Source organism: Staphylococcus sp. 11262D007BW (assembly GCF_053547815.1).
Map to the genome: position 1 here is coordinate 1,574,692 of NZ_JBPWPJ010000001.1, position 13,240 is coordinate 1,587,931.

Sequence of the window (13,240 nt, forward strand, 5' to 3'; positions counted from 1 at the left end):
CAAAGACATTACAAATACTATCTGAAAATTAAGTCGATACTATATACAGCGTCAATGAGTCGCGCGCCCATCGATACCACTCATTATTCATATTATATCGATATGATTTAAGAGGTTTACTCAAAAAATTACAAATTTAAAATCCTATATACAATTCGATTCAATTTTGATAGAGTAATTAGCGTCGTTAAAACGCTTATAAAAAAATTATTAAAATGAGTACAAATTCATTATGAGATTCAGGAGGACTTTTACAATGAAAAAAATCATCGCTACAACTTCTTTCGCTACAATGGGTATTGCAGCTGTAACTTTAGTACAAGGTCACGATGCAGAAGCAGCAGAGTATTCAGGCTACGACGCAAATGATCCGACTTCTTACAGTTATACATACACAATTGATCAAAATGGCCAATATCACTTTGATTGGCAAGGCAATTGGTCACCAGATCAATTTTTTAACACGACGTCTTCACAATCATACACAACACCAAACTATTACAATCCAACAACATCGTATGCTTCACAACCTCAAGAGATGACAACAACTACTGCAGTAGCACCACGTACATCTAACGAATATCAAGTAACAACTATAGAAGCACCAGTACAAACTACTGCTACACCACAATCTTCTGGTTATCGTTCAGTCTCTACAGGAACATCAGGCATGAACTTATACACAGTGGGTCAATGTACTTACTATGTATTCGATCGTGTCGGTGGCACAATTGGTTCAACTTGGGGTAATGCTAATAACTGGGCAAATGCCGCTTCAAATGCTGGTTATACAGTGAATCAACAACCTGCAACAGGTGCCATTATGCAATCATCAGCTGGTGCATTCAGTCACGTTGCTTATGTAGAATCTGTTAACGCTGATGGCTCATTTACTGTATCAGAAATGAATTATGGTCATGGTCCTGGTGTTGTTACAACTCGTACACTTTCAGCCAATCAAGCTGCAAACTATCAATTCATTCATTAATACAAACAATTATAAAAGCAGGGTTTCTCAATCGAGAGGCCCTGCTTTTTAATATAGTGATTCATTTGAATATAAATTTAGGGTATCACTGAGATTAAGTACCATCGCTACACAATACTTAATCTTATCGTGATACCCCTTTCGTTGAAGGAAGAACTTTATTATCGATGTGTTTCGTTGTTGATGTAGTAATGCTCATCACATAATAGTCCATCGCTACAAAAACTTTTATGTTTTCTTGAGATTACTTTCTTACTAAATATATAACCAACTTATCAGTCATTAAAACCTATAAATAAAGTTTATTTAATATTTGTCTTTCTAATTAATTAGGCTTCCTTACTTTGACGCTTTTTAATTCCAATACCTGTGTATCCATAAATAATGGCGATAATGACACAGAGATAACATGGAATCGCCCAAACAAAGAATTCTCCGACGCCTACGCCAAGTTGTTGTGTATAATAAATACCTGATGTACCCCAAGGAATAAGCGGTAGCACCATTGTGCCAGAATCCTCTAATGTTCGTGATAAATTCACACGATCGAGATTCATCTTGTCGTACATTTCCATCAGTAGAATACCAACCATGATAATCACAACAGAAGCAACACCGGCCGCTAGTACCATAATTAAGCCACTAATTACTGTAGCTAAAATCAACTGACCACGTGATTTAATATTTTTAGAGATACTATGTAACATCACATCGAGACAGCCTGCTTTTTCCACGATACCAGCAAAGGCATAACCACAGAATATCGTTACAATGATTTCTGTCATACTCATAATACCGCCCTGTTCTACAAGAGAAAGCGCCTTATCTGATAATCCTTCAATATTACGTGTAATCATATCTGGTGTAAAGCCTTCAAATGTCGCAATAAAACCATCTTGTAATTTAAATCCATTAACAAGCCAGCCGACTAAAATCGCTGAAACACTAGAAATCAACATCGATGGTACCGTCGAAATTTTGAACGCTAAACAAACGATGATAACAATCATCGGAATCCACACGAAAAAGCCAATATCATACATTTTTGAAATATCATTTAACATGATATCAATGTCTTTAGTACTGATATTTGCATCAAAACCTCGTGATGCGATATGCCATACAATTAAAGCAATAATAGACGCAGGTACTGTCGTAAATACCATGTGTTTAATATGACTAAAAATATTTACACGCGTTACAAGCGCTGCTAGGTTCGTTGTATCTGATAATGGTGACATTTTATCACCAAATACCGCACCGGAAATAATAGCACCGGCCGCCATGCCAGCTGGAATGTTCATCTGTAAGCCAATTGCCATCAGTGCAATCCCTGCTGTAGAAGCTGAACCCCAAGCTGTACCTGTCGCCACTGAACAAATCGCTGCAATAATAAATGCAGAAATTAAAAAGTAACTAGGACTTAAAAATTTCAAACCATAATAGATGAGTGCGGGCACTGTGCCGGCATACATCCATGAGCCAACAATAATTCCCACTGACAAAATAATAAAGATAGCGGGCATGGCAGTCGCTAAACGGTCGGTGATTCCTTCTTCCAAGTCTTTCCAACGTAAACCAACACGCCACGCAATGAATGCAGCATACGCTGCTGAGATAATTAACAAGGGTTGTACTGGAATTTCAAAAACAATAAATCCTACACATACCATAATCATCATTACTACTATAGTTGAAATAGATTCTATTAATGTCGGTTGTCTTTTCATACGCAACACACTCCTTATTTTCCCCTAAAATTAATATGAAATTAATCCGACGTTTTCACGTCCTAAATAATCAATAGATAACCCCTCTTCAAAGAAATCACGCTCTAAGATAGTTGAAGCAATTTGAATGATTGAGTCAATATTAGGCGTTGGCACTCCAATTTCTCTTCCTAAACTTGACCATAAAACAAGTCCATAAGCAATATCTTCAGTAAGGTAACGATTGTTTACTTTATTTGGACCTGGAATGCGAGAGAATACAGGACTGTGATTAAAAATTTTATTTAATGGTTCATCTTCCATTTCACGCTCTAAATAACCACGTTCAATTCTCGCTTCTTTAGCTGTTTCTAATTCGAAACCTAATTTACGACCTAAAGAAAGGCGTTCTCTTTCAACAGCATGAAGTAATTTAACAGTATGTTTAGTAATTCCTTCCTTATATAATGCAAATTCGTCGCTATAATCAATACGTCCAACATTTAATAATGTAGGCCCTGGATGTACTTCTGGGTTACCATTTTCCAGATTAGTACGCCATAAACTTTCTTCTTTAACAATATAAGGATAAATTTGTTCTACTTTATCAAATGTTGAAATTAAATCTTTTTCTTCAAATGTAGAGAAGTAAACTTTTTTTACTTTTAAAGATAAATCCACAGAAGCAGTATCAAAATTCACACGTGTACCATACGTTAACGTATTCGCTTCAGCAAAGATTGGGCGTGTTGTAATTTTGTATTCTTCCAACACTTTAATGAAACGAGCTGAACCCATTGCAGCAGCCATATTAAAGAAAATAATTTGATCTTCTTTAATATAGGAAGACATAAGTTCGGCATAATATTCAATAAATGAAGACGGAATGACAAGCATAATAATCTCGGCATCTTTTAAAACTTCTTCCATATTATCGCTAATGTTTGTAAATTCGATAAATGTTTCTTGGCCTTCATTATTATAGTTAAATCCACCTTGTTCAAATGCTTTATCAAATTTGTTGATTGATTGGTTACGACAGTATAATTTCACATCATGTCCTTGATCCACCATATCAACAGCAGCGGTTACCGCACCATTTCCTGAGCCAACAACTGCAATTTTCATTTTATCCCTTCTTTCTTTTAACTAGTGATGTCTCATGAAGATATTAACAAAAGTCTCATCAAATGGGAACATCCATTTTTGCTTAAAATAAACTTTTATATTTAGTACCCTAATTAATTATTTTTAATGATAAGAGTTGCAAGTACTACTGCTATTTGATTAAATAAAACTAATTCACGATATATTTTAAATTGGAGGAAAACTATGACGAACAATTCTATACCACAAAAATACGGCCCATCAAGTGATGATAAACTCATGGCTACATTGATTTATGTCACGTCTTTTTTTACTTCACTCATCTTGCCTTTAATTATTTGGCTATTTAAAAGAGATAACTCACCTTTTGTCGATATCACTGGCAAAAACTACCTTAACTTTTATATATCATATATCATTTGGTCAACTATCGCAGCCATCTTAATGGTTGTATTAATTGGTTTTGTGCTCTTACCGATTGTTATGTTACTTGGCCTTATTTTTCATATCATTGGTATCGTTAAAGCTTATAAAGGTGAAGTTTACTTACCACCTCTTTCTATTCGCTTTTTTAAATAAGTAGTAGTAAGACTCATATATTATCTATGCATTAAACAACCTATGATTTATTTTGGATTTCTAATTATTACAATTGATGTAATATATTGAATCTCGTTTGATATACGGGCTTATTTCAAAAACGGATTATGACTATCGTTTTATTTTACTTAGCGGCTTGTCATCTTATTACAAGATGATGCGTCGCTTTTTTAATTCAATTACAAAGTTGTAACATTCCCCACAAACTACTCATTTTCTGATAGTGTTGTCGTTGTCGTTGAAAACAAGACTTATGGAAATCGAAAATCAAAACAATTTATATATAGTGTTCAAATTACTAAGGAGGAACTTTTTTATGTTTAAAAAAATTGCTACAATCACTTCAGTTACAGCAGGATTAGGAGTGGCTTACTTAGGATTAGACCACAATCAAGCTGACGCAGCAGAAGGACAATATAACTACAATTATCAATATAACTACAATACAAACGCAAATGGTAATACAGACTATTCTTACCAATCACAAAACAGTCAAACATACTCAAATGATATCAACACAACAACAACTTCAACTTCTACACAATCATCTGGTTCAACAAGTGCAGGTAACTTATACACAGCTGGTCAATGTACTTGGTACGTGTACGACAAAGTTGGCGGTCAAATCGGTTCAACTTGGGGTAACGCAAACAACTGGGATAACGCAGCAATGGCTGATGGTTACACTGTAAATAACAAACCTGAAGAAGGTTCTATCTTACAATCTGATATGGGTGCAATGGGTCACGTTGCATACGTTGAATCTGTTGGTTCTGACGGTTCAGTGACAGTATCTGAAATGAACTATAATGGTGGACCATTCTCAGTAAGTGAACGTACAATTTCAGCTTCTGAAGCATCTTCATACAACTACATTCACTTATAAATCAAATATTCATTCTATTTAGCGTCTAGGTATAAAGGAAAGCTTCCATGTGATTGCTTTCTTGAACCTAGTCGCTATTTTTTTATTTTTATAAGCACCTTCTCTTTTTTACTTTCAAGAAAACTATTATAATGGAGCCATTATGGACTTTTTTAAAGGAGGTCATTATGAGTAGACAGTGGCTAAAAGTTTTTATTGCAGGTCTTGTAGAGGTCTTATGGGTTATCGGCATTACACATGCGTCAAACTGGTTTGAATGGTTACTCACCCTACTATGTATTATCTTTAGCTTTTGGATGATGTTATCTGCTTCACGCTATCTACCTGTAGGGACAGTGTATGCTGTGTTCGTAGGTCTTGGCACATTAGGTACAGTCATCGTTGGCATGATCTTTTTCAACGAACCGGTTAGTATACTGAAGTTGATTTTAATTGTAACACTATTAATTGGAGTGATTGGACTTAAACTTACTTCAGAGAAAGAAGGTGCTCAATAATGGCATGGGTTTCACTTATTATAGCAGGGCTTTTTGAAGTATTAGGAGTACATTGGCTTAATCAATACGCCCTCAAAGTTCAAAAACGATTTATTGTATTTTTAGCAATTACATTCGCTTTAAGTTTAGCCTTTTTATCACTTGCGATGCGTGTTATTCCAATGGGCACAGCTTATGCGGTTTGGACAGGTATTGGTACAGCGGGTGGTACCATTTTGAGCATGATTGTCTATAATGAATCAAAACACATTTCCCGGGTGTTTTTTATTTTCTTAATTATTATTTCAGTTGTCGGTCTCAAACTCATTGTGTAATTAGAGTTCTTGAGTTTTAATAAGGGGTTTCCTATACTTGTATTGAAAGGTGGGAATGTAACGATGAAAAAAGTATTTGTAGCCGGTCCTATTCCTGAAACTGGTCTTAAAAAATTAAAAGAACATTTTGAAGTTGATATGTACGAAGGCGACGGTATTATCGACAAAGAAACACTTAAATCTTCTATTAAAGATGCATTTGGACTTGTCAGTTTACTTTCTACAAATGTTGATCAAGAAGTCATTGATAGTGGTAAAGAATTAGCATTCATTGCCAATTATGGTGCTGGTTTTAATAATGTAGATGTCGATTATGCACGTTCTAAAGATATTGATGTTTCAAATACACCAAAAGCTTCTACAAACGCCACAGCTGAGTTAACTATGGGGATTCTATTAGCTGTTGCACGTCGTATTCCAGAGGGTGACCAACTTATGCGCCATGAAGGATTTAATGGTTGGGCACCGTTATTCTTCCGAGGCCGTGAAGTCTCTGGTAAAACAATTGGTATTGTAGGTCTTGGTGAAATTGGTAGTGCAGTAGCCAAAAGAGCTAAGGCATTTGACATGGACATTTTATATACAGGTCCTCATCGTAAAGAAGATAAAGAACAAGCTTTAGGTGCAAAATACGTCGATTTAGACACATTACTGGAAGAAGCAGATTTTGTCACATTAAACGCTGCGTATAATCCAGATATGAAACACATGATTGACGCGAAAGCATTAAAACGCATGAAACCAACAGCTTACTTAGTTAATGCATCACGTGGTCCAATTGTCCATGAAGAAGCATTACTGGAAGCACTTCAAAATAAAACAATTGAAGGTGCTGCTTTAGACGTTTACGAATTTGAACCAGACATTACGGAAGGTTTAAAATCACTTGATAACGTCGTCATTACACCTCATATTGGTAACGCAACATTTGAAGCGCGTGATATGATGGCAGATATCGTAGCTGATAACTTAATTAAAAAAGCTAATGGTGAAACACCTGACTTTATCGTCAATAAATAGATTACTAAAATAAATGACCTATGCATGACATTCTAAATGATTCCCGCATAGGTCATCTTTTTTATTGATTTTTAGTTTTAAATAAAAATTTCGTTTGTCCACTTAACATCTTACTTGGTAATCGTTTGAAGAACGCATTACGTAATTTAGTACTCATGCGCCCATCTTTTTGCGCGATTTTACCAATTTTGCGAGAGCGTTTGATCACTTTTGCAGCATGTTTTACTCTTAATTGATTATAACGTTTCAAGGCATCTTCTAAACGCTCATATTTATTGAGCACATTGGCTAATACTATAGCATCTTCCATAGCCTGACTTGCACCTTGTCCCATATTAGGGGTCGTCGTATGAGCAGCATCACCTAACAATACAACACGTTGTTGATATACAAACGTTTTTAATGGTTTCATATCATATAAATCATGATGTAATATTTCTGTTTCAGGTTGTCTATCTAACACACGTCTTACAGGGTCCGGATAATGGTTAAAGTACGCCTGTAAATAAGGTTTATTAAATTGTTTAAAGTGTAAGTCATTTTCCTTAGCATTAATTGACGCAAACCAATAGGCTTTCCCATTCAATAAGCTAACGATACCAAATCGCCCTTTTCTGCCCCAGTATTCCATTCCAATTCGCGGTAGTTCTTCCATATCATCAACAACGCCACGGAAACAAGTATAACCTTGATATAATACTTTAGCTTTAGGATTAACTGATTGTCTAACCTTTGAATGAACACCATCCGCGCCAACTACAAAATCAAAATGGCGAGAGGATTGCTTTTCAAAATGAATAAACGCTTGTTCATCTTTCACTTCCACTTGTTTAACCTCATGTTGAAAATGAATCATATCTTCTGGGAGATAACTTGCAATCAACTCCACTAAAGTTTGACGTAGTAAAGTAACATTTGTTTGTTTCGAAGACATGGTCATTTGATTTAATTGACGGCCTTCATCATCCAAGAAATGCATGCCCTCTATGATTTGGCCTGCGTTTTTGATACCTTTTGCAAGATCATGGTCTCCTAATTTATCAAGAACATTGTGACCAATACCGATACCTGCACCAACTTCTTGAATTGCTGGATTCTTTTCAAATACTTCAATTTGATGGCCTTGATCTTTAAGCATTGTTGCAAGTGTTAATCCACCAATGCCTGCACCAATAATTCCAATTTTCATCATTATTCACTCCTTTACTAACTTTATAAAAAGCACAAATGACTATTTATTGCTTATTAGGTTCATCTGATTGTTCGTAAGGTTTGTAACTTTGTTTAATCCGGCTACGTGCTGCAAAACTCTCAACAAAATGAGACGCCTCACTAAAACCAAAGATCGGTTTGAGTTCAGCGCTCGATTTTGCTCCTAAGGAAAGGTTCGCCTGCTCGCTATTTGCTCGCATGCATAACAAACACTAACTCACTTTCGTTCTTAGTGTTTGTAATAATTTTTTCTAATGTTTTCTTTTTTGAGGCCGTAGTGGTCATAATAGTTTTCCATTTGACTGGCGATTTTGGCGCTCCAGTCTATGTCGCTGGCATACTGATTGGTTGCGGGTTCTTTTGGATTCCAACGCATTTGATATAACGAAATTTGATGGTTATCAAAGTATTGTTGTCTGATGAATTTGGCCCCACCAAGTATTGCTTTTTTAGGAGATGTCCAGTCGGCTTGTTGTGCGTAAGTAGAGCCTGTTTTTAATGCATTGCTATCGAACGCACCGATACCAAAAAAGTTGTAATACCGTTTCTTACCTTCTTTCAATCCTTCAGCAAGTTCAGACTGTCCTTCGCCTGTTTCAATATTTGCATGACTGATAAGATAAATCACGTTCACATCGTACTTATCTTGTGCATCTAAAAAGTCTTGACCTCTATCTTCTAAAATCCCTTTACCTTTTAATATTTCATTGACTTCTTCTTCAGACATATTAACCGGTTCAGAAATATCCATATATTCCAAATCTGAATCATCATTTTCAACTTTCATTGCATCAGCAATGTCGTTTTTAGAAGCTTCCACAAATTTGGGCCCCTCTGATTTGGTATGTAATGCATCTCCTGCTGTCTGCTTTTGAACGGCTTCTTTAAATGTATAATTAATATCATTTGTAAATAACCGTGTTTCATTAACAATAAACAATACCCCAATGATGATTAAAAGAACAATAACCAGTGTAGTTAATGGTTTCTTTTTTATCCATTGCATGAATCGACGCTCCCCTTAATGCTTTATCTAAAACTTAACATGACTGCAATGATCAAAATCAATACGATGACATAAGAGATATTCACTGCAATACGAATAATTTTTTTCCCATTGAAAATCATGTTAAATATAATCAAACTCATTCCTAATGTAACGATAAAACAGATGAGTGAGACAATTGGCATCATAAATAAAAATATAAGCCCTAATACAAGAATGATATTTGAAATAATACCTAATGTTTTTACTTTTTTAATTTGCTTTGAATCCAAGTCGTTTCACCACCTATACTGCTAACATTTTATCATGAAAACACAATGTAATCACTGTCATTTTCCATATTCCCTACTAACACTTATCTCATTTTGACATGAAAAAAGTGAGGCAGCTCATGCTACCTCACTCACTAATAGGCAATTTAACGAGACATTCCTTTTAACATAGTTAAGAAGTACGTTAAACTACGATTAATTTCATCGTCTTTTAACACTTTGATTAAACCTGAAACAGAGGAACGCGCATTTGGGTTTGCTCTATTAGCTACATGTATACCTTTAGTAACTTTGTTAAGGAAAACACTAAGTTCTTCCGTGTTTAAAGAACCTAATAAGAATAACATTTGACCCATGTTGTGAATAATACCAGCATATTGCTCTTTGTTAATTTCACTCACAACTTTTTCAGTAATAGCACCACGTTGCTTCACTGCACCGTTTAAAGCATCTAAAATTTTAGCTTCATCTAAAGTGCCAATAAGCTTGATGGCTTTTAAGATGCTGTCTTTATTTTCCGCAATTGCATCTGTCACTTCGCTTAAACTTTCTGCTTTGAGCTCTGCGTCTGTTTTTTCGATACGTTTAATTTTAGAAATACGTTCTGCCATTATTTCATCACCTGATCCCCTGGGAAGACATAGTCAGGTCTTGCCCATTTTTTCTCAACTGCAACACTATATTGCGGATTACGTGTTTGGTTACGGAAGTTTGTTGGGTTAAGTGGTGATTTACCACGTTTACTTAATACTTCCATACGACAGCATGTTGATTTATAAGCAGGTGTATGCGTATCTGGGTCAGTCACACTGCTTGTTAGATAGTTAATTGCACCTTCACTACTATCGTTCAATGGTAAATAGATTTGTTTACCTTTCACACGTTCAGTAATATGCACATGTACTGTCGCTTCACCAGTTTCAGAAATTAACTTAACCGCTGCACCTTCGTGAATACCACGTTCTTCAGCAAGGTCTGGTGAGATTTCAACGAAGGCAGTTGGCATTTTATATTGTAAGCCTGGTACTTTGTAAGTCATATTACCTTCATGGAAGTGTTCAAGCACACGACCATTATTGATGTGTAAATCGTATTCTTCATTTGTTTTATAGAAGTTATTGAATTCTAAAGCATAGAATTTCGCTTTATTGTTATCAAAGTTAAAGCCTTCTGTAAATAATAATGGTGAATCTGTACCATCTGCATTAACTGGCCATTGTAAGCTATTATAACCTTCTAAGCGGTCATAATGTACACCAGCAAACATTGGTGTTAATGAAGCAGCTTCATGCATAATTTCTGATGGGTGAGTGTAACCCCAATCATAGCCCATTTCTTTCGCAATCATTTGTGTGATTTGCCAGTCAGGTTTTGAATCACCAAGTGGCTCTAATGCTTGATATAAGCGTTGGAAACGACGTTCAGTGTTTGTGAACGTACCTTCTTTTTCTAATGATGGACTCGCTGGTAATACAACATCTGCATATTCTGCTGTAAATGTTAAGAATTCATCTTGTACTACTAAGAAGTCAACTTTTTCTAATGCAGCTTGTACGTAATTGATGTTTGAATCCACGATACCAGTATCTTCACCTAAGATAAACATACTGTGCACTTCACCTGAATGGATGTGATCCATCATTTGATGATTGTCGAAACCTGGTTCGCTAGGAATCTTAACGCCCCAAGCTTTTTCATAGTTACCGCGTGCTTCATCATCTTGTACGCCTAGATAACCAGGAAGTTTGTCTGGCATACTACCGAAGTCTGAGCAACCTTGAACGTTGTTGTGACCACGTAATGGATATGATCCAGCACCTGGTTTCATGTAGTTACCTGTTGCAAGTAATAAGTTAGAAATTGCTGTACTAGTGTCAGAACCAGTTTCTTGTTGCGTAACACCCATTGCCCAACAAATTGCAACTGTATCTACACTTACAATTTCTTTTGCTAAGTTAATAAGGCGTTCTTTAGGAATACCTGTTGTTTCTTCCGCAAATTCCATTGTAAATGGTTTTAATGATTCATAATATTTATCGAAATGGTCTACCCATTCATCGATAAATGATTGTGCATGCCAACCTTGATCGATGATATATTTTGTCACAGCAGATAACCATACTAGGTCAGTACCTGGTAGTGGTTGATAGAATTCATCTGCACGTGTTGCCATTTCGTGTTTACGAATATCAAATACGTGAAGTTTTTGACCAAATAATTTATGAGAACGTTTAATACGAGAGGCGATAACTGGGTGTGCTTCTGCAGTATTTGTTCCGACTGTGATAACCATGTCCGCATTACCGATATCCTCGATTGAACCTGAGTCACCACCATGACCTACTGTACGGAATAAACCTTTAGTAGCTGGTGCTTGGCAATAACGAGAACAGTTATCGATGTTATTTGTACCAATAACTTGACGAGCTAATTTTTGCATTAAGTAGGATTCTTCATTTGTTGCTTTTGAAGAAGAAATAAATGTTAATGCTTCAGGACCATATTGTTCTTTAATATCCCCCATACGTTTAGCAACATGAGCAATCGCTTCGTCCCATTCTACTTCTTCAAATTGACCGTTACGACGTAGCAATGGTTTTGTTAAGCGTTCTTCTGAGTTGACATAGTCCCAACCGAATTTACCTTTAACACATGATGAAATTTTGTTTGCTGGTGAATCATGTGATGGTTGTACTTTAAGGATTTCACGGTCTTTTGTCCATACATCAAAGCTACATCCAACACCGCAATATGTACAAACTGTTTTTGTTTTCTTAATACGTTCTTCACGCATTGCAGCTTCAGAGTCAGATACAGCAAATAATGGGCCGTAACCTGTTTCTGCCTTTTTAGTTAAGTCAATCATTGAAGCTAATGAACCTGGTTCAATATCTGTCATATAACCAGCGTTACCAACCATATTGTTTTCCATCATTGCGTTACATGGACAAACTGTTGCACATTGACCACAGCCTACACAAGATGATTCATTGATTGAAACGTCATTATCCCAAATAACACGTGGTTGTTCACGTTCCCAATCAATTGTTAATGTTTCATTAACTTGGACGTCTTGACATACTTCTACGCAACGACCACATAAAATACATTGACTTGGGTCATAACGGTAGAAAGGTCCAAAATCTACTTCATATGGTTTTGGTTTGTATTCATAGCTTTGATGTTCAAGCCCCCACTGATCCATCGTGTTATGAATCTCACAATTACCATTATTATAATCACATACCGTACAATATAATTGGTGTCTTTCTAAAATACGGTCTAATGCTTCTTTTTGAGAAGATTGAACGTCATCGCCTTGTGTATTCACGACCATTGAGCGATCGATTGTTGTACCGCACGCACGTTCAATTTTTCCGTCTATTTCTACTGCACATGTATCACACGTTTGAATTGGTCCTAATGATTCGTTATAACAAATAGAAGGTACAAACGTATTTTGTTCTTTGATGAATTCGAGCAAGTTTTTTCCTGGTTCTACAAGATAATCTTTACCATCTAAAGTAACAACTAGATGTTCCTGCATCTTATTTCCCCCTTAACAAATTTATGCCTAAGGATGCCCGCACATTCTTAGTACTTATCATTCTAAACCCTTTTTCTCAAAT

General features: G+C 35.9%; 14 protein-coding genes. 6 read left to right on the forward strand and 8 right to left on the reverse strand.

The genetic code is table 11. From position 1 onward, the window contains the following. The first annotated feature begins 256 nt into the window (after window positions 1-256). Window positions 257-988: a CHAP domain-containing protein gene (locus ACEE93_RS07915; RefSeq protein ID WP_449155088.1), complete on the forward strand. Its 732-nt coding sequence runs from the start codon at window positions 257-259 to the stop codon at window positions 986-988. Between the two features lie 329 nt (window positions 989-1,317). Here ACEE93_RS07915 and nhaC read toward each other — a convergent pair whose 3' ends face one another. Next, entirely contained in the window at window positions 1,318-2,718 is a 1,401-nt protein-coding gene (gene nhaC, locus ACEE93_RS07920) for a Na+/H+ antiporter NhaC (protein ID WP_449156483.1), read from the reverse strand. A 30-nt stretch (window positions 2,719-2,748) separates the two neighbouring features. Then, window positions 2,749-3,825 carry an NAD/NADP octopine/nopaline dehydrogenase family protein gene (locus ACEE93_RS07925; RefSeq protein WP_449155086.1) on the reverse strand — a complete coding sequence of 359 codons (1,077 nt, stop codon included), beginning with the start codon at window positions 3,823-3,825 and terminating at the stop codon, window positions 2,749-2,751. A gap of 204 nt (window positions 3,826-4,029) precedes the next feature. Here ACEE93_RS07925 and ACEE93_RS07930 point away from each other — a divergent pair, with 204 nt between their 5' ends. The 5 genes from ACEE93_RS07930 to ACEE93_RS07950 all read left to right on the forward strand — a co-directional run bounded on the left by ACEE93_RS07930 (window position 4,030) and on the right by ACEE93_RS07950 (window position 7,121). Then, on the forward strand, window positions 4,030-4,383 hold the full coding sequence (locus ACEE93_RS07930) for a DUF4870 domain-containing protein (RefSeq protein ID WP_449155085.1): 354 nt from the start codon (window positions 4,030-4,032) through the stop codon (window positions 4,381-4,383). Between the two features lie 337 nt (window positions 4,384-4,720). Beyond that, entirely contained in the window at window positions 4,721-5,290 is a 570-nt protein-coding gene (locus tag ACEE93_RS07935; RefSeq protein ID WP_449155084.1) for a CHAP domain-containing protein, read from the forward strand. A 167-nt stretch (window positions 5,291-5,457) separates the two neighbouring features. After that, on the forward strand, window positions 5,458-5,787 hold the full coding sequence (locus ACEE93_RS07940) for a DMT family transporter (protein WP_449155083.1): 330 nt from the start codon (window positions 5,458-5,460) through the stop codon (window positions 5,785-5,787). After that, window positions 5,787-6,101, forward strand: a complete 315-nt coding sequence (locus ACEE93_RS07945; RefSeq protein ID WP_449155082.1) for a DMT family transporter — start codon at window positions 5,787-5,789, stop codon at window positions 6,099-6,101. The genes ACEE93_RS07940 and ACEE93_RS07945 overlap by 1 nt, the downstream gene beginning before the upstream one ends. Window positions 6,102-6,164: 63 nt before the next feature. Then, the gene (locus tag ACEE93_RS07950) at window positions 6,165-7,121 is read left to right on the forward strand and encodes a 2-hydroxyacid dehydrogenase family protein (RefSeq protein WP_449156484.1); all 957 of its coding nucleotides are present in this window, start codon (window positions 6,165-6,167) and stop codon (window positions 7,119-7,121) included. A gap of 61 nt (window positions 7,122-7,182) precedes the next feature. On the opposite strand, the gene ACEE93_RS07955 is transcribed toward ACEE93_RS07950, so the two are convergent. The 6 genes from ACEE93_RS07955 to fdhF all read right to left on the reverse strand — a co-directional run bounded on the left by ACEE93_RS07955 (window position 7,183) and on the right by fdhF (window position 13,158). Continuing rightward, window positions 7,183-8,310, reverse strand: coding sequence for an FAD-dependent monooxygenase (locus ACEE93_RS07955; protein ID WP_449155080.1), 1,128 nt, complete (start codon window positions 8,308-8,310; stop codon window positions 7,183-7,185). A gap of 46 nt (window positions 8,311-8,356) precedes the next feature. Further along, window positions 8,357-8,533 carry a hypothetical protein gene (locus ACEE93_RS07960; protein ID WP_449156485.1) on the reverse strand — a complete coding sequence of 59 codons (177 nt, stop codon included), beginning with the start codon at window positions 8,531-8,533 and terminating at the stop codon, window positions 8,357-8,359. 29 nt (window positions 8,534-8,562) lie between these two features. Then, window positions 8,563-9,339 carry an N-acetylglucosaminidase gene (locus ACEE93_RS07965; protein ID WP_449155079.1) on the reverse strand — a complete coding sequence of 259 codons (777 nt, stop codon included), beginning with the start codon at window positions 9,337-9,339 and terminating at the stop codon, window positions 8,563-8,565. A gap of 23 nt (window positions 9,340-9,362) precedes the next feature. Next, the gene (locus tag ACEE93_RS07970; RefSeq protein WP_449155078.1) at window positions 9,363-9,611 is read right to left on the reverse strand and encodes a hypothetical protein; all 249 of its coding nucleotides are present in this window, start codon (window positions 9,609-9,611) and stop codon (window positions 9,363-9,365) included. Window positions 9,612-9,757: 146 nt separating this feature from the next. Beyond that, window positions 9,758-10,222, reverse strand: a complete 465-nt coding sequence (locus ACEE93_RS07975) for a DUF1641 domain-containing protein (protein ID WP_449156486.1) — start codon at window positions 10,220-10,222, stop codon at window positions 9,758-9,760. Beyond that, complete coding sequence (fdhF, locus tag ACEE93_RS07980; protein WP_449155076.1) at window positions 10,222-13,158, reverse strand: formate dehydrogenase subunit alpha; 2,937 nt, start codon at window positions 13,156-13,158, stop codon at window positions 10,222-10,224. Before fdhF ends, ACEE93_RS07975 begins: the two co-directional genes overlap by 1 nt. Window positions 13,159-13,240: the final 82 nt, after the last annotated feature.

Excerpts from the sequence above, each read along its gene's own strand:
- ACEE93_RS07915 (WP_449155088.1), top strand. The coding sequence starts at position 257 with ATGAAAAAAATCATCGCTACAACTTCTTTCGCTACAATGGGTATTGCA.
- nhaC (WP_449156483.1), bottom strand. The coding sequence starts at position 2,718 with ATGAAAAGACAACCGACATTAATAGAATCTATTTCAACTATAGTAGTA.
- ACEE93_RS07925 (WP_449155086.1), bottom strand. The coding sequence starts at position 3,825 with ATGAAAATTGCAGTTGTTGGCTCAGGAAATGGTGCGGTAACCGCTGCT.
- ACEE93_RS07930 (WP_449155085.1), top strand. The coding sequence starts at position 4,030 with ATGACGAACAATTCTATACCACAAAAATACGGCCCATCAAGTGATGAT.
- ACEE93_RS07935 (WP_449155084.1), top strand. The coding sequence starts at position 4,721 with ATGTTTAAAAAAATTGCTACAATCACTTCAGTTACAGCAGGATTAGGA.
- ACEE93_RS07940 (WP_449155083.1), top strand. The coding sequence starts at position 5,458 with ATGAGTAGACAGTGGCTAAAAGTTTTTATTGCAGGTCTTGTAGAGGTC.
- ACEE93_RS07945 (WP_449155082.1), top strand. The coding sequence starts at position 5,787 with ATGGCATGGGTTTCACTTATTATAGCAGGGCTTTTTGAAGTATTAGGA.
- ACEE93_RS07950 (WP_449156484.1), top strand. The coding sequence starts at position 6,165 with ATGAAAAAAGTATTTGTAGCCGGTCCTATTCCTGAAACTGGTCTTAAA.
- ACEE93_RS07955 (WP_449155080.1), bottom strand. The coding sequence starts at position 8,310 with ATGAAAATTGGAATTATTGGTGCAGGCATTGGTGGATTAACACTTGCA.
- ACEE93_RS07960 (WP_449156485.1), bottom strand. The coding sequence starts at position 8,533 with ATGCGAGCAAATAGCGAGCAGGCGAACCTTTCCTTAGGAGCAAAATCG.
- ACEE93_RS07965 (WP_449155079.1), bottom strand. The coding sequence starts at position 9,339 with ATGCAATGGATAAAAAAGAAACCATTAACTACACTGGTTATTGTTCTT.
- ACEE93_RS07975 (WP_449156486.1), bottom strand. The coding sequence starts at position 10,222 with ATGGCAGAACGTATTTCTAAAATTAAACGTATCGAAAAAACAGACGCA.
- fdhF (WP_449155076.1), bottom strand. The coding sequence starts at position 13,158 with ATGCAGGAACATCTAGTTGTTACTTTAGATGGTAAAGATTATCTTGTA.